The sequence below is a fragment of the Helicobacter pylori genome (assembly GCF_014496485.1).
Taxonomy (GTDB): domain Bacteria; phylum Campylobacterota; class Campylobacteria; order Campylobacterales; family Helicobacteraceae; genus Helicobacter; species Helicobacter pylori_DD.
Window position 1 is genome coordinate 167,684 of the sequence record NZ_JACTAX010000001.1, and the last position, 15,435, is coordinate 183,118.

Sequence of the window (15,435 nt, forward strand, 5' to 3'; positions counted from 1 at the left end):
AGTAACCAAATCTCCCCTTTAAATCAAAGCGCATTTTTTCCAAGCAAACGCCAAAAAAACAAAGCGCACACCAGCACAAACAATTCCTTAAACAGCCATTCGCTTTGAGCGTGCGAGCGGGCAAATTCAGCGCTTTGGAGCGCAACTTCGCCTATTTTTTGAGCGTTTAAAATATAAGGCGTGTAATAAAAAACAAAGAGAAAACACAACGCCCCTATCGCCACGCCAAGGATCAAATACACTAACGATCTTTTATAGTAAATAAACGAAATGATTTCATAAAGTAACACCACAAAACCGATCGCGCCTAAAAGATAATTGAAACGCACAAAGATTTGCGCCATGAGTTTCCCGCTCTCAAAGGGAGTTAGATTCAATTCAGGTAAAATGCTTGACGCTTTGAAAACAATGGGCGCGACTATCGCTCCTAAAATGATCAAAGAGCCGCCCAAAATACCTAAAAGAAGCAAATACACCCCTAAACCAAATTTTTTCATCTTCCACCTTTTTTAAGATTTTTGCAACAAATGGTTGCAATCCTTAAACTGCCACACTTGAACTAATGGCGTAAAAAATTCTAAAAGGGATTGAATGTCAGTGATCCTGTCTTTTAACCCGATAAACACTTCAATCTTCACGCCTTTTTCTAATAAAAATCTAATTATAGGATCACTATACTTGTAATCCAATAAAAATTCTAATTCTTCTAAAGAACCCTCTTTTTTAAAACGCTCCAATTGAACGCTCAAGCCCACTTCCTTATAAAAGTTATCCATGTAATTTTGCGGATCTTTTTGAAACGAAGAAAGTTGCAAGCGTTTGAACGCCAAACTCTTATGCGCTAGCATGCAAGGCGAAAACAATAACAAAGAATTGATGCGTCGCTGTTGTGAGATTTCATTATAAGCGTATTCTATCGCCTTAATCGCTCCCATAGAAAAGCCTGAGATATCATAAGCCCCTTTTAAAAGCCACTCTTCAAACAAAACGCTTTCATTAACAAACCCAAAACCACTAAAAAAACGCATTTTTCACCCGTTCAACAAATCATGCAAATTAAAATGTTCTAAATATTCTTGCTCTAATAATAAAACGCTCAACCGCTTGCAAGCTGCAATTTGTGGCTTTAAAAACTCCAGTTGCTCTTCATAAAGAACGCTTAAAGACTCTTTTGTAGGGGCTAAAAGAAGCTCGCTAGCCATAAATTCATTCAAAAATTTCGCTTTTTGCAAATCTTGTTTAGACAGACTATAACGCTCCTTATAAAGCAACTCTAAAATAATCGTCCCGCTCAAATACACTTTAATGTAATTTTTTATCTCGCTTTCGCTATGGATTTTATTCTCATTAAAGGCGATAAATTCCCCTAATATTGGCGCTTTATCAAATTCAATTTCTAGCCAATACGCGCTTAAGGCTTTCGCGCTTTGATACAAAGCGACTAATTCCTTTTGGTTTTCGTCTAAGGTTTGGGGCTTTTTCTTACCGTAAGCAATCTTGTCTTTCACTTCCAAAATATCGCTATGAGTGATTTCGTTTCGTTCGTGTTTTAGGGCGTTTAGAGCGCTTTCATTGATTAAAGTCGCTAACATCGCCCCGCTAAAACCCACGCAAATTTTAGCGATCTTAAGATAATTGAGCGCATGCTTTTTGTTTTCTAAAAGCTTTTCTAAAATGCTCTGCCTTTCTAATAAATCCGGTAAAGAAATGAAAATGCGCCGATCAAAACGCTTGCTCCTTAATAGCGCTTCATCCATCACTTCCATTTGGTTAGTCGCTCCTATCACCACCACCTCATCGTTTTGCAAAAACCCGTCCATTTCGGTTAAAAGCTGGTTGAGCGTGGCCTCTCTTTCATCGCTCCTATGCCCTCCCCTAGCCTTACCCAAAGCGTCAATTTCATCAATGAAAATAATAGAGGGGGCATGCCTTTTAGCGTGCATGAAAAGTTCATGCACTTTTTTAGCCCCAGCCCCCACATAAATTTGAGAAAACGCGCTCCCGCTTTCATAAAAAAACGGCACTCTAGCTTCACTCGCTAAGGCTTTAGCGATCATGGTTTTCCCCACTCCAGGAGGCCCAATTAAAAGCACGCCCTTAGGGAGAAAAATCCCTAAATCCTGGTATTTTTTAGGGTTTTTTAAATAATCTATCACTTCTAATAATTCTTCTTTAACTTCATCCACCCCTGCAATATCTTCAAAACGCACCCCTAGCGCATCGTATCGCTGGAATGCATTTTCTAATTCGTTTTTAGTCGCGCTTTCTAAACTCATTTTAGTGTCCAATCGTTTGGGCAAGCGCCAAAAGATCCCAAAAAGCATGCTAGAAATGAAAAAAAGCAACGCTAAATTCATTTTAGAACCCTTGCTTAAATTTTCTCGTTTTTCTATGGGCATGCTTTCTGGGATTTTATAGGCTCTTAAAAAGGCTTCTTTGTTGGTTTTATAAAGACCCTTGTTAGCATAAAAATAATTTTCATCTTCAATTAGAGTTTGTTTAGGGTGGGATTGGATCACATAAAAAAAGTCCTTACTGGATATGAGCCTAGAAACATCGCTTAAGATTAAAAAAAGCAACAAGCAAAAAGTAAGCATCAAAAACCCTAACGCCAAAACAAGCGAGCGGTTTTTGATGCGTTTAAAGGGAGCGGTGAGGTTTTCTAAAAATTTAGAAAACGGCATGGTTTTCCCTCTCCTTAATTTCATACTCTTTGATTTCTAAAAAACTAGCCCTTAAAGGCTTATCGCTTTTGATTTTAATGGGGTTGAAAAATTGATCTAAGGCTTTAAATTCGCCATCTTTTTGCGCTTCCACTAGGGCTTTTAGGGGCGTGTTGAGCTTGAGCTGCAATTTCCTGAACGCCTTATTTTTATGAAAAATCAAATCTTTAATCGCATTCAAACGCTTTTTGGAATCTTCCAAACTCACGCTATCAGTCATCAAGCTAGAGGGGGTGTCTTTTCGTTTGCTGTAAATAAAAGGGTGGATGTGCGTTAAAGGCAAGCTTTCTAAATTTTTAAACGCTTTTTCAAAAACGCTTCCGCTCTCGCCCGGATGCCCTACAATAAAATCCGTGCCGATAGCAAAATTCTTAGAAGCGATTACCTCTAATAATTCCCTATCGCTTTTGGTGCGGTTTCTTCGGTTCATCCTCTCTAGCATGAAATCATGGCTGTGCTGTAAAGCGATATGCAAATGTTTTTCTAAAAAATCCTCTTCTAAAAGCTCTAAAAATTCATCGTTGATTTGATTAGGTTCTAAGCTCCCAATCCTTATGCGTTTTAATCCAACAATCTGGCTTAATTTTTTAATCAATCGCGCGATATTGCTTCCTCTATCCTTCCCATAGCTCCCCACATTGGTGCCGGTTAAAACCACTTCTTGAACCCCTTTAGAGCATAAAAGGCCCACTTGCTCTAAAATTTTTCTCTCTTCAAAACTCCTAGCCCTCCCTCTCACGCTTGGGATAATGCAATAATTGCAATCAAAATCACAGCCCTCTTGGATCTTGATAAACGCCCTGGTTTTTCCCACAAACTCGCTCACCATCGTGGTGTCTAAGTGCTTGTTTTCTAAATTGTCATCTATGAAAAAACGCTTTTTTTCTTGTAAAAGCGCGTTAATCTTTTCTTTATTGTCATGCCCAAAAACGCCCTTTAAAAGCCCTTTTTCAAAAAGCTCTTTGCCTTGGGTTTTCACCCCACAGCCGGTAAATAGCACTTCCTTATCCAATCGCGCCATTTTTTTAGCGTAACTCCTTACTGCACTATCGGCCCCATTGGTCACGGTGCAAGAATTGATGACAATAATATCGGCTTCTTGTTCTTCTAAGGTCGTGCTAAAGTCTTTCAAATTCTCGCCCATCACTTGCGTGTCAAAAAGATTCGTCCTGCACCCAAAAGTTTTGAAATAGACTTTTTTCATTTTTGTTCCCTTTTATTCCCAAAACCATCGCCTAGAGCGTCAGCATCCACTTTAAGCAGCTTGCTGGTCGTATAAGCGATATGGATATTTTCTTCTTTCAAAAAAGCTTCAACAATTTCAGCCACAATCTTGCTCCTTAAAGACATGGTCGCATACGAATTGGTTTGATACCACACCGAGATTTTTATCCCGTTACTTTCAGGCATCAAAAAGCATCGAGGCTTCACACTCAAACTCCTTAAAGAATACCGGTCGCGCATTTTATTGAGCTGTTTATAGGTAATATCCGTGTATTCCTTAGACAATTCTGTAGCGATGTTGAGCGCAATTTTAGAAGCTTTTTTAAAATCAGAATCAAATGTAACGCAAAAATCCACGCCATCCCAAACCGTTTTCATCCCAAAATGGCTGTAATTAGCGAACATGGTGGTGAAAATATAATTATTAGGCACAAAAATAATCCGGCCCGCTCTCCTGTTGTTCGTGTAAGTGGTAAAGGTTACATCTTCTAAAATCGTAATGTGCAACATAGAAATATCCAACACATCGCCAATAAAAATATCTGTCCCCTTAGCGATACGCACCCTATCGCCCACATGCACGCTCCCCCCAATCAAAATGATAAACCACCCAAGCAAGCTCATGAACAAATCTTTCATCGCAATCGCTAAGCCCGCGCTCGCAAAGCCTAAAACCGTGACCAAGTAAGTAACGTTTTCTAAATAAGAAAAAAGAAAAATTAAAATGATCACGCTCACATTCACGAAGTTAATGGCTTTATTCACGGTATAGACGCGTTCATTATTTTCAATGTATTTGCTAGAAATGATTTTTAAAATCCAAGCAAACACCACGCTCAAAAGGGCTGCTAAAAACACATAAACCAATTTAAAAAGCTGGTTTTTAACTTGAGATTTGACAATGCTTATAGCCTCATCGCTGTCTTTTTGGAAAATCCCGATCGTGGTTTTTAAAATGTTTTGAGCCCCTTGCAATTCTAAGCGTTTGGCTTGAGTTTGATAAATCTCATCGCTTAGTTTCGCGCTTTTATCCAAAGCATGCCACTGATTTAAAAGCTGGTGTTTTTGATCTAAAAGCTTTAAAACTTCTTCTAAAGCAGTCTGGTTGCTTTTAAGATTTTCATGCTTTAAACGCATGCTTTTAATGAAAGAAATGCCATCAATGATCGCAATAGGGTTAGCGATATTAGGGATATTGGGGATATTGGGGCGCTCTATCAAATCCTTAAAAGGATTGACCCCATAGCTTTCAAACATTTTTTGCTGGGACTCTAAAGCCTTTAAGGTATGCTCTAAGGTGCTAATCTTTAATAAATCCTTGCTTTTTTTATTTTTTAAGCGCCTTAATTCCTGCCTCACGCTCTCTTTTTCGGTATAAATCTGGTTGTAAATCTTGTAGTTTTCAAATTTTTTCAACCACACGTTATCGTCTTTGGCGAGTTTTTTATCCACCAAAGCCATTTGTTTTTGTATAGAGGATAATTCTTGGCTCTTATCTTCTGCTTGCAAAAACAAAAAACAAAAGAATAATAATACCCTTAATGCCATTTTTCTAACACCTTTAAAATCGTTTCTTTAGGGATATGAGAGGCAATCTCAAACGCTCCAACGCCTTTAGGCAAAATGAATTTTAGGGTTTGGTTCTCGCTTTTTTTGTCTAAAAACAAGCGTTCGTAAAATTTTTGAATATTAGTGATTTGGTAATTGAATATCAGATCAAATTTTTTCAATAAATTTTCTATGCGTTCGTATTCTTTTAGAGTGAGCATGCCTAAAGAAAGGGCTAACTCATTAGCCATGCGCATGCCAATAGCGATCGCTTCACCATGCAAAAATCGCTCGTAATTGGTCTCGTTTTCTATCGCATGCCCAAAGGTATGCCCATAGTTCAACCCAGCCCTGATATTTCGCTCTTTTTCATCTTGAACAACGACTTGAGCTTTGATATTGACGCTTTGAAAGATTACTTCTTCTAAACAATCTTTTAAATCCTTTGTTTCCAATATTTCTACCAAGTTTTTATCAAAACACACCGCCATTTTAATGATTTCAGCAACCCCTGCTTGAAATTCCCTTTTTTCAAGGGTTTTTAAAAAAGCTAGATCCATATAAACCGCTTTAGGCTGGTGGAACGATCCGATTAAGTTCTTGCCATAAGGCGTGTTGATCCCTGTTTTCCCCCCCACGCTCGCATCCACTTGAGCGAGTAAAGTCGTAGGGATATTAATAAAATCAATCCCCCTAAAATAAATACTGCTCGCAAACCCCACCATATCGCTTATCACTCCCCCACCAAGGGCTATCATTAAAGAATGGCGGTTTAATTGCATTTCAAAGGCGTTGTTTAAAATCCGCTCTAATGAATGAAAATTCTTGTATTTTTCCCCAGACTCTATCACGCACACTCTGACTTCTAAGGCTTTCAAGCGCTCTAATAAATACGATAAATGCAACCCGGCCACGATACTATCGCTAACAATGAGCGCTTTTTGTTTCAATTTTATTTCAGGCAGTTCCCCCAAAAACACTTTATAGCTTTTTTCTTTTAAAGGGATTAAAATTTCTTGCATTCTTTCACTCCGCTACAGGGATAAAAATTTGAGGGTTATCATCGTTTAAAAACGCTAATTTTTCCACTTTAGTGGATAAAAACCACCAAAAACGCGTGTGCGTGATGCACTCTTCAAAAGGCATGAAATGCAAAATGGGATTTCTTAAAGAATTGAGATACATGATAGGATTTCTAATATCGGTTTGGAAAATCTCAATCTTGCGGTTGAATGCGTTGGCTAAATTTTCATAATGATTGACAATCTCGTTTTTATAGCGCTTGTTAGGGTCAAAATCATAAAGCAACAAGCCCAAATCCATTTGCATAGACACATCAAAAATCACTGAAGACATGTCCTCATTAATATCCAAGCTTTCATTCAATACCACCACGCTTTGAGAGGTTTTAGACAGGCCGGAAGTGTTGGTTTTATAAACCGGGGTGGCTGTTTTATACAAGGCTTTTCGGTGTTTTTTAGATAAAAAAAGCTCTCTGCCTACCACGATCAGGCCCATTTTTTTCTGGTGGTCTTCATGGAGTTTTTGGATAAAACTTTTCCCATAAAAATCAAAATTCACTTCAATGCTTTCGGTTTCTAGCGATAAAAATTTATGGTAAAACTTAGGGCTAGTGGGGTGTAAAACCTGAATGTAGAGCTTGTAGCTCTTTAAACGTTTGTGCAAAAACAAGGCTTGATACACATCGCGCATCATCGCTTTTCGGCTCTGCAAACGCATATCAATGTATAAATAAATGCTCTTACCAAAGGGGGCTGGGAACTGCCCCACATTGCTTTTGACTTGATGATACACCGCGTTTAAAATTTCCGGATTGCCCGCCACTAAAAGAATGTCTCGTGGTTGGATAACCAAAGATTTAGTGGAGAGCAACAAAACATCGTTACGATAAAGCCCTACAATCCTGTATTCTTTTTGCCTGATAGAGCCAATATGCCTGTAAGCAAAAATGCTCCCAAAAGGCACATCAATCTCCATGATCTCGCCCTTGCCTAACCCAAATTCTCTAGGGGTGCTAGGGATATTAGGCAAACGAGAAATGAATTTATTGGCTAAAACTTCAAATTCATCAATCAAAATAAGCTTTTCATCTTTATTTTCTTCATTATTCTCTAAAGTTTTTTCGCTATCTTTTTTCACGCTCAAAACCACGCGCATGCGTTTGAAATGGGTCTGAATGATTTTATGAATGATGTGCTGTTCTTTAAAATCTTGTATGATTAAAAACGCATCGCTCACCTCATCGTTTAACACTTGCAAAAGCCTGAAACTAGAAGTCGCATCAAAACAATAAAAAGCGAAAGTGCTCGGGTAGTTTTTAGGGATAAGACTCTCATTTTTGACAACCACTATATAAAAATTATGATTAGAATAATGCCTTAGCACCAAGTCTAAAAAATTTTTTGCTACAATGCCATCTAAAATAAGGGCGATTTTTTTCAATTCCAAACTTCCTAAAAAATGATTACGCCATTATATCCAAGATTAAGGCTTAAACGATGGATTTTCAACTCCAAGCTATTGATGATAACGCGCGAGCTGGTCTTTTAAATTTAGCCCATTCTCAAGTAGAGACACCCATTTTTATGCCAGTAGGCACGCAAGGCTGCATCAAATCTTTAGACGCTACAGATGCGCAAGAAATTTTAGGCGCTAAACTCATTTTAGCCAACACCTATCACATGTATTTAAGACCGGGCGAGAAAGTGGTTGAACAATTAGGAGGCTTGCATCGTTTCGCTCAATTTCAGGGGAGTTTTTTAACCGATAGTGGAGGGTTTCAAGCCTTCAGTTTGAGCGATAATGTCAAATTGCAAGAAGACGGGATTGTTTTTAAATCCCATATTGATGGGAGCAAGCATTTATTCACGCCCACTAAAGTTTTGGACATTCAATACGCCTTAAATAGCGATATTATGATGGTTTTAGACGATTTAGTGGGCTTGCCCGCTCCCTTAAAACGCCTTGAAGAATCCATTAAAAGAAGCGCTAAATGGGCGAATCTCAGCCTAGAATACCACAAAGAAAATAACCGCCCCAACAACAACCTTTTTGCCATTATCCAGGGCGGGACGCATTTGAAAATGCGCAGCCTTAGCGTGGGATTAACGCATGAGGGTTTTGATGGCTATGCTATAGGCGGTTTAGCGGTGGGGGAAAGCACAGATGAAATGCTAGAAACGATCGCGCACACCGCCCCCTTGCTCCCCAAAGACAAGCCTCGCTACTTAATGGGCGTAGGCACGCCTGAAAATATCCTAGACGCTATCAGTTTAGGGGTGGATATGTTTGATTGCGTGATGCCCACCAGAAACGCCAGAAACGCCACCCTTTTCACGCATTCTGGCAAAATTTCTATCAAAAACGCGCCCTATAAATTGGATAATACCCCTATTGAAGAAAATTGCGCTTGTTATACTTGCAAACGCTATTCTAAAGCCTATTTGCACCATCTCTTTAGGGCTAAAGAACTCACTTACGCTCGTTTGGCCAGTTTGCACAATTTGCATTTTTATTTAGAGCTGGTTAAAAACGCCAGAAACGCCATTTTAGAAAAGCGGTTTTTGAGTTTTAAAAAAGAGTTTTTAGAAAAATACCACTCTTGTTCGCATTGAGTGGTATAACTAAAACTTTTTAACTTTTTTAAAAAATGGGATTTTTAACTTTATTTTTATAGTAAAACTCATTTTGTTAAGGGGATAGGGGGTGTTTTGAAATAACTCTCCCCCTTAACCCCCAACTAAATCCCCCTAACCCAAGAAGACCGCCTTAAGAAATTATCGCTTGATTAAAATCAAGCTCTTTACTATTTATTTTTAAAAAATGCCTTTTAGCATTTTTTAATTTTTATCATTCCACTCAAAACCCTATCTTTGATAAATCTCAGGGTGGGTGCTTTTAAAGCGCCTGTGGAACCAAAAATAACTTTCCGGGTGGTTTCTAATCACCTCTTCGCACAAACTCGCTTGGACTTGCGTGCATTCTAAAATATCGTTTTCAGCGTTGTCAGTGATTTGAGAGCGGATACTTTCGTAATAAGTCGCTGTATAATGCGAATAATCGTCATTAAAATCAATGAATACCGGCTGGATGTCTATATTGTAGCGGCGCGATAAAATAGAAGCGATCGTGGTGTGCGTAGCGTCTTTATTAAAGAATTTCACCGCCACCCCATCTTTAGGCACGACATTTTGATCCACTAAAATCCCCACAAGACCATTGCCTTGATTATACATTTTAATGAGTTCTTTCATCGCTCCCACTTTATTGACAAAACGCACCCCAAACGCCTCTCGCCTACTCATAATCATGTGATTGATAGGGGCGAATTTAGTCAAACGCCCCAAGCACCCCCTACCATAATCCTTATAATATTGCGCTAAAGTCGTGCCTACCGCTTCCCAATAGCCAAAATGCATGCATAAAGTGATCGCTTGGCCTTCCTTGTTTAAGGACTTCCACACATTTTCTTCATTGATGAGCGTGAAACGAGCGTCGTATGCATCTTTAGGGATAAAGATCACTCTAATGGTTTCTAAAATGATGAAAGCAAAATTTTCATACCCCTTTTTAATAATCCTTTTTTTCTCTTCTTCGCTTTTAGAATCCCCAAACACAAAATCCAAATTGGCTTTAGCGTCAAAATAACGGCGCCTATCAAAAGTTTTCATCAGCCACGCCACAGCTTTAATGCACCTTAAAAACCACGAATGGGGCATTTTAGCTAAAACAAACCCCAGAATATTCACTAAAGATTCCACGATAAAAATACTCAAAATGCGCAATTCCGTTTTCAAACCCCTGTCGTTTTGGTTCAATATTTTTTCGTGTATGAGTCGTTCTTTGTAAGTCATTCTTTTTCCTTTAAAATGTTTAAAACGCATTCTTTAATTTTTTTAGGATCTATGTTTTGGATAGAAAAATCCTTTTTATGGTAGTTGGCGTTTGAATTACCGGTGAGCGAAACATTGATCGGGCTTTCTAATTTAAAACGCTCCATGGGCGTGTTGCCATAAAGGGTGATGCTGGGTTTTTGCAACGCCCATGCTAAATGCGTGATACCCGTATCGCCCCCAATAATCACATCCATTTTAAAAAGCAACGCCTTAACCTCGTTTAAAGTGAGTTTAGGGAGTAATAATACATCGCGCTGGTGTTTTAAAGCATGATAAAGCGTAGTGGCTTTATGTTCATCAGCATGCCATAACAAGCAAATTTGAAAATTTTCTAACATTAACGCCAACTCTTTAAAACGCTCTGTGGGGTAAGTTTTATTGATTTTAGAAGTTTCTAAAACAAAAAGGATTTTTGGCTTATTCTCATTCAAATTTAACGCGTTGATTTTTGGAGAATCTTGGTAAGAAAACACTTTAAATCTAAAGTTTAAACCCTCTGAAATTTCTTTTAAATTTTCTTTTTGGGGCAAGTTTAGGGCTTGAGAAAGGAGCGTGAAATTGCGCTTTAAAATAGGCTCATCATAAGCGATAGAAACTTTTTGCGAGTAAAAAAACGCGCTCAAACCCTCCCTAGCCGAAGCGTAATCAAAGCCGACTTTTTTAGGGGCTTTCAACATTTGCGTGATGAGAGCGGATTTGACTAGGCCTTGCATGTCAATGACTATATCGTATTCATAAGCCCTTAAAGATTTAAAAAGTTTGAAAATCTTCAAAGGGTTAAAGGTTGTGAGCACGCTTTTTAAAGCGATGGGGTGTAATTTATCAATATAAGGGGAATGCTCTAAAATCGCGCCAAATCTTTCATCCACGAACCACTCTATTTGAGCGTTAGTAAAACGCTCTTTAATCAGCACTAAAAACACCGCGCTCACGATAATATCCCCAAGCGCTGAAAGCCTGACAATCGCTATCTTCAAGCAAACTCTATCATCAAAGGAATGGGCTTAACGAGTTTGGGGAGCATCTCTTTAGCCAAGTAAAGTGCATCATTAGAATGGATCACAAGTTTGTTTTTTTCTAGCGTGTATTTTAGATGATGGCTGTCTGTCAGGCACAGATTTTCGGCTAAAGAAAGGATAAAACTCAGCCATTGTAAGGTTAAAAGGCTTGGCATCATCGTGCTCATGTGGGCGATAGCGTTGTCTTTAGGGATTTTTTTATGGCTGAATTGCGCCAATAAGCAAATGATCGCTCTATCTTGGTGGCTAAAGCCATAACTCAAAGCGTTTAAAATAAAATACGCGCTGTGCTTGTGGGCTAAATAGACGCTTAAAATCTTACCCATGCTCGCTAATTCCCCCGCGATCTTTAAATGGAAAAGGTATTTTTCATCTATTTTATGCAAAGGCGATAAGGCTTCAAACAATTTCACGCATTCTTTTTTGACCTTTTGGCTGTGCTTTTCATGGGGCAAAAAGCGATCTTTTAAAGAGATGAGAGAGGGGTTGATATTGGGGGGGAATTTATGGTAATGGTGGCGCAATAAATCGCTCAAAAACACGCCTTCTCTCACCCCTACCCCACTAGTGATCATTAAAGAAGTTTTTAAATGCTCCAAAACGACTGATAGAATCAACGCCCCACTCCTAATACTATCCAAACGCTCTTCATTCACCCCCAAAAGCCGTAATTGATCTTCTTTAAGCATGACGATTTTTTCAATAAACGCTAAATTTTTATACGCATCTATTTCATAACCATGCAAAGAATCAATAGGGTAATCAAAGCGCTTCATCAGCACTTTACTCAACGCTCTGATCGTCCCCCCTACCCCAAAGGCGTTTTTATGCTTAAAGGGCAGTTTAGAAACCTCTTTTTGGATAAAGGCTTTAGCCAATTTGACCTCTAAGTCCTTGTCTAAAAACATTTCTTTAATGCGAATCGTCCCAACATCAAGCGAGATTAAGTCCTTAATCTTGCCTTTTTCAATCAACGCGCACTCGGTGCTACCCCCTCCAATATCTATCGTGATCCCTGAATTTTTATGCAACAAATTCGCGCACGCAATCCCGCCATAGAACGCTTCTTTTTGCCCATCAATGATTTTGATTTGCAAACCGCAAGCCTTTTTCACCCTCGCTACAAACTCTAACCGATTAGGGGCATCGCGCACCGCTGAGGTCGCTACGCACAGGATTTTTTTGCTTTTGTATTTGAGGGCGATTTCTTTAAATTCGCTCAAGGCTTTAACGGCTCTTTGCATGGGGATTTCTTGCAAGATTCCATTAAACGCATAACAACCCTCAGAAATCCTAACCTTGGACTTAGTCTCAAAAAGCAAGTAAAACCCAAACTGGCTCGTCTTTTTAAAGACAGCCAAACGCACTGAATTAGAGCCTATATCAATCACGGTCGTGATTTTAGCCATTGCTAGCCTTTAATCTTGCTCTTTTAAGCTTTCGTATTTGTATTTCAATTCCTCTTTGCTCTCTGCATTGTTAGGATCCGGCAAGATCGCATCTACAGGGCATACGCTCACGCAACGAGGCTCATCATCATCATACCCGTAACACTCTGTGCATCTATCTGGATCAATATTATAAATGGGATCGCCCTCTTCAATCGCCTCACTAGGGCATTCTTCTCTGCAAGCATCGCACGCAATGCATTCATCATTCACCAATAATGACATGACTAACTCCTTTTAAAAAGTTTGAATACGATTTTTACTCTAAATTAGCTTAAAATTCAATCTAAAAAGACTATTTTTTTTTGATTATAAGAATGGGGGACCTTTTCTAGCACGCCTAAAACCCCTAAATCTTTTAAATGAGTGTAATCTGGCTTATCAGTTTCTACAAACACGCTCAAGCCCAAACGCCAAGAAAATTCTACCATGCCCTTTAAATCTTCTTTCAAAAGCTCTTCATCTAAAATGACCCCATCAGAGCCTTGAACAAGGGATTCTAAAAGCTGGTAATGGCTGATGAAAAAATCCTCATGGACTATCAAAGAGCTCGCATGGCGGCGCAATAACCCTAAAACTTCTAAATCAAACACGCTTGGCGCGCCTATTTCGTATAATCCTTTGAAATTGACAATGACGCAATCGGTGTGGGTGTTTTCTTTCAAAAGCTTTTCTAAAACCTCATCAGGGGTTACAAAAACACAATCTTTGGTTTGAGGAATGACTCTAGGCAAGTAAGGGTTATACGACAGGCTTTTACCCAACATTTCATAAGAAAGCATGCCCTCTTTTAAGGATAAGCTTTTTTGTAAATTTTCTAAAATCCCTATTTCTTGCATTCTTGAATGATCTTATTGTGCTCTTTCAATTCAGGTTCGGCTTGGATAGACTCTTTAGCGATGCTAGAAAAAATTTTTTTAGCCTCCAAGCAATTCCCCAATTTGTAATAACCCCATGCTAAAGAATCCAAATAAAGCACTGATCCAGAATCCAACGCTAAGGCTTTCCTCACAAAATCCATGCCCCTTTTAATATCCATGTCATAATCTATTAAGGAATACCCTAAAAAATTATAAAAGAAAGCGTCTTGCGCGTCTTCTTTATCTTTGGTTTTAGCAAGCCATGCTTGGCGCTCTTTGGTGGCTTGCTCTAATTTTTGAATAATGGGCAGCATCTCTTGTTTGGTGAGTTTTTTATTTTTCGCGCTCAAGCTTTCATAATGATAAATAGCCTCTAATCCTAAGAATTTAGGGTCTTTTTTTTCTTGATAGATCAAAGAAGCCTGTTTGGAAGCTTGATCGAATTTTTTTTGCGTGGTGTATAAATCCAACAACAAACGCCTGTCAAAAGGGAATAATTCTGCGATTTTCTGGGCCTTATCAAACTCTTTTAACAAGATTAATACCCCTATGTAAAATTGGGCGTTTTGAACAATAGGGTTTTTTTCATACAAACGAGCAAAAGTCGTTTTAGCCAAATCAAGCTCGTTAAATTGCGTGAAAGTGTTGAGCGCTTTTTGGCACAATTGCTCTGAGCAACCATACCTGTCTATATGAGATTGCAACAAATCCAAGCCCTCTTTTTTACGATTTTGCAAAAAATAGATCGTAATGAGTTTTTCTAGGCTGTCTTCATCATGCACTTGGTTATAAAACTTATTCAACAACGGGAAAGCCTTATCCAAACGCTTTTGAGTTAAATACAAAGTCCCTAACACATTATCTGTGGCTATGGTCTTTTCTTCTTTACGGATTTTGTGTAATAGTTCAATCGCCTTATCAATCTGCCCCATTTGCGCATAGCCATCCACTAAAATCTTATTGATAGAAACATCGTTACGATTATTGGTGATTTTTTGATAGAGCATGGCTAAATGCATAGCGGTTTTAATATCCCCTAAACTCGCCGCTGAAATAGCTGCTTCTTTAGCATACACCACCTTATTGGTTTGCTTGTAAAGATTCATATAGCCTTTTTGAGCGGTGGCAAAATCCCCTCTATGGAAAGCGTCTGAACTCAACAGGATTTGATGATCTTCTGAAAGGGTTTCAGCCTTAAGGCAAGAAAACAGACTAAAAAGCAATATATTTGCTAAAAATCTTTTCTTTGTTTGAATATTCATTATTTTATTTCCTTTTTTGTATCACTATAGTGAATTTTAGCGCACTTTAGTTTCTTTGGTTTTTTGTGTGATGCCCGGACAGCTTTTATAAAAAGCTTCCTTTCGCTCTTTAGAGAAAGTTTTCACGCTCTCCCAAAAAGGAAAAGTTTGGCATTGCTTAGGGCGCACGCTATAAATCTGGCATTTTTTGGTTTCTAAATCCAAAAACACGCACGCCAAACCCAACTCTTTAGCGTCTTTTTCTAGTAAAGAGAACTTATACCCTACCTTTTTAACGTATTTTTGACTGAATTCTTCTAATTCCAATTTTAAAAAAGCGCTAATTTGTTGCATTTCTTGGATATTTAAAAAAATATACCCGCTTTCCCCCACGCAACACTTTGCCCCACAACCCTCGCATGCCTTAGGATTAAAACTAAAATCAAAATCTTGCAT

General features: G+C 38.6%; 15 protein-coding genes. 1 reads left to right on the plus strand and 14 read right to left on the minus strand.

The features are described from left to right. Positions 1-23 precede the first annotated feature (23 nt). The 7 genes from IC572_RS00810 to IC572_RS00840 are packed head-to-tail and all read right to left on the minus strand — an operon-like array spanning position 24 to position 7,958. The gene (locus tag IC572_RS00810) at positions 24-497 is read right to left on the minus strand and encodes a DUF4149 domain-containing protein (protein WP_120805306.1); all 474 of its coding nucleotides are present in this window, start codon (positions 495-497) and stop codon (positions 24-26) included. A 12-nt stretch (positions 498-509) separates the two neighbouring features. Next, positions 510-1,028, minus strand: a complete 519-nt coding sequence (gene bioV / locus IC572_RS00815; protein WP_187854736.1) for a pimelyl-ACP methyl ester esterase BioV — start codon at positions 1,026-1,028, stop codon at positions 510-512. A 3-nt stretch (positions 1,029-1,031) separates the two neighbouring features. Further along, positions 1,032-2,684: an AAA family ATPase gene (locus tag IC572_RS00820; protein WP_187854737.1), complete on the minus strand. Its 1,653-nt coding sequence runs from the start codon at positions 2,682-2,684 to the stop codon at positions 1,032-1,034. Beyond that, positions 2,671-3,927 (minus strand): tRNA (N(6)-L-threonylcarbamoyladenosine(37)-C(2))-methylthiotransferase MtaB, encoded by a 1,257-nt coding sequence (gene mtaB, locus IC572_RS00825; protein WP_187854738.1) that lies wholly within the window; start codon positions 3,925-3,927, stop codon positions 2,671-2,673. Before mtaB ends, IC572_RS00820 begins: the two co-directional genes overlap by 14 nt. After that, positions 3,924-5,495: a mechanosensitive ion channel family protein gene (locus IC572_RS00830; RefSeq protein WP_001944999.1), complete on the minus strand. Its 1,572-nt coding sequence runs from the start codon at positions 5,493-5,495 to the stop codon at positions 3,924-3,926. Before IC572_RS00830 ends, mtaB begins: the two co-directional genes overlap by 4 nt. Continuing rightward, complete coding sequence (gene aroB / locus IC572_RS00835; RefSeq protein ID WP_187854739.1) at positions 5,486-6,517, minus strand: 3-dehydroquinate synthase; 1,032 nt, start codon at positions 6,515-6,517, stop codon at positions 5,486-5,488. The genes IC572_RS00830 and aroB overlap by 10 nt, the downstream gene beginning before the upstream one ends. A gap of 4 nt (positions 6,518-6,521) precedes the next feature. Continuing rightward, on the minus strand, positions 6,522-7,958 hold the full coding sequence (locus tag IC572_RS00840) for a COG3400 family protein (protein WP_187854740.1): 1,437 nt from the start codon (positions 7,956-7,958) through the stop codon (positions 6,522-6,524). A gap of 56 nt (positions 7,959-8,014) precedes the next feature. Between IC572_RS00840 and tgt the strand changes: the two genes are divergently transcribed. Further along, positions 8,015-9,130: a tRNA guanosine(34) transglycosylase Tgt gene (gene tgt, locus IC572_RS00845; RefSeq protein ID WP_187854741.1), complete on the plus strand. Its 1,116-nt coding sequence runs from the start codon at positions 8,015-8,017 to the stop codon at positions 9,128-9,130. Positions 9,131-9,382: 252 nt separating this feature from the next. Here tgt and IC572_RS00850 read toward each other — a convergent pair whose 3' ends face one another. From IC572_RS00850 to IC572_RS00880, 7 genes are read right to left on the minus strand one after another with little or no spacing between them, the layout of a single operon-like run. Continuing rightward, positions 9,383-10,369, minus strand: coding sequence for a lipid A biosynthesis lauroyl acyltransferase (locus IC572_RS00850; RefSeq protein WP_187854742.1), 987 nt, complete (start codon positions 10,367-10,369; stop codon positions 9,383-9,385). Continuing rightward, positions 10,366-11,388: a lipopolysaccharide heptosyltransferase I gene (gene waaC / locus IC572_RS00855; protein WP_187854743.1), complete on the minus strand. Its 1,023-nt coding sequence runs from the start codon at positions 11,386-11,388 to the stop codon at positions 10,366-10,368. Before waaC ends, IC572_RS00850 begins: the two co-directional genes overlap by 4 nt. Further along, positions 11,385-12,839 (minus strand): Ppx/GppA family phosphatase, encoded by a 1,455-nt coding sequence (locus IC572_RS00860; protein WP_187854744.1) that lies wholly within the window; start codon positions 12,837-12,839, stop codon positions 11,385-11,387. Before IC572_RS00860 ends, waaC begins: the two co-directional genes overlap by 4 nt. Positions 12,840-12,848: 9 nt before the next feature. Then, positions 12,849-13,103, minus strand: a complete 255-nt coding sequence (locus IC572_RS00865; protein ID WP_000055463.1) for a YfhL family 4Fe-4S dicluster ferredoxin — start codon at positions 13,101-13,103, stop codon at positions 12,849-12,851. 56 nt (positions 13,104-13,159) lie between these two features. Then, positions 13,160-13,717 carry a beta/alpha barrel domain-containing protein gene (locus IC572_RS00870; protein ID WP_187854745.1) on the minus strand — a complete coding sequence of 186 codons (558 nt, stop codon included), beginning with the start codon at positions 13,715-13,717 and terminating at the stop codon, positions 13,160-13,162. Further along, positions 13,705-15,000, minus strand: coding sequence for a tetratricopeptide repeat protein (locus IC572_RS00875; RefSeq protein WP_187854746.1), 1,296 nt, complete (start codon positions 14,998-15,000; stop codon positions 13,705-13,707). Before IC572_RS00875 ends, IC572_RS00870 begins: the two co-directional genes overlap by 13 nt. A 36-nt stretch (positions 15,001-15,036) precedes the next feature. Next, entirely contained in the window at positions 15,037-15,435 is a 399-nt protein-coding gene (locus tag IC572_RS00880) for a YkgJ family cysteine cluster protein (protein ID WP_079295683.1), read from the minus strand.

Bases quoted from the DNA above. Each gene is read 5' to 3' on its own strand.
- IC572_RS00810 (WP_120805306.1), bottom strand. From the start codon at position 497: ATGAAAAAATTTGGTTTAGGGGTGTATTTGCTTCTTTTAGGTATTTTG.
- bioV (WP_187854736.1), bottom strand. From the start codon at position 1,028: ATGCGTTTTTTTAGTGGTTTTGGGTTTGTTAATGAAAGCGTTTTGTTT.
- IC572_RS00820 (WP_187854737.1), bottom strand. From the start codon at position 2,684: ATGCCGTTTTCTAAATTTTTAGAAAACCTCACCGCTCCCTTTAAACGC.
- mtaB (WP_187854738.1), bottom strand. From the start codon at position 3,927: ATGAAAAAAGTCTATTTCAAAACTTTTGGGTGCAGGACGAATCTTTTT.
- IC572_RS00830 (WP_001944999.1), bottom strand. From the start codon at position 5,495: ATGGCATTAAGGGTATTATTATTCTTTTGTTTTTTGTTTTTGCAAGCA.
- aroB (WP_187854739.1), bottom strand. From the start codon at position 6,517: ATGCAAGAAATTTTAATCCCTTTAAAAGAAAAAAGCTATAAAGTGTTT.
- tgt (WP_187854741.1), top strand. From the start codon at position 8,015: ATGGATTTTCAACTCCAAGCTATTGATGATAACGCGCGAGCTGGTCTT.
- IC572_RS00850 (WP_187854742.1), bottom strand. From the start codon at position 10,369: ATGACTTACAAAGAACGACTCATACACGAAAAAATATTGAACCAAAAC.
- IC572_RS00860 (WP_187854744.1), bottom strand. From the start codon at position 12,839: ATGGCTAAAATCACGACCGTGATTGATATAGGCTCTAATTCAGTGCGT.
- IC572_RS00865 (WP_000055463.1), bottom strand. From the start codon at position 13,103: ATGTCATTATTGGTGAATGATGAATGCATTGCGTGCGATGCTTGCAGA.
- IC572_RS00870 (WP_187854745.1), bottom strand. From the start codon at position 13,717: ATGCAAGAAATAGGGATTTTAGAAAATTTACAAAAAAGCTTATCCTTA.
- IC572_RS00875 (WP_187854746.1), bottom strand. From the start codon at position 15,000: ATGAATATTCAAACAAAGAAAAGATTTTTAGCAAATATATTGCTTTTT.
- IC572_RS00880 (WP_079295683.1), bottom strand. From the start codon at position 15,435: ATGCAAGATTTTGATTTTAGTTTTAATCCTAAGGCATGCGAGGGTTGT.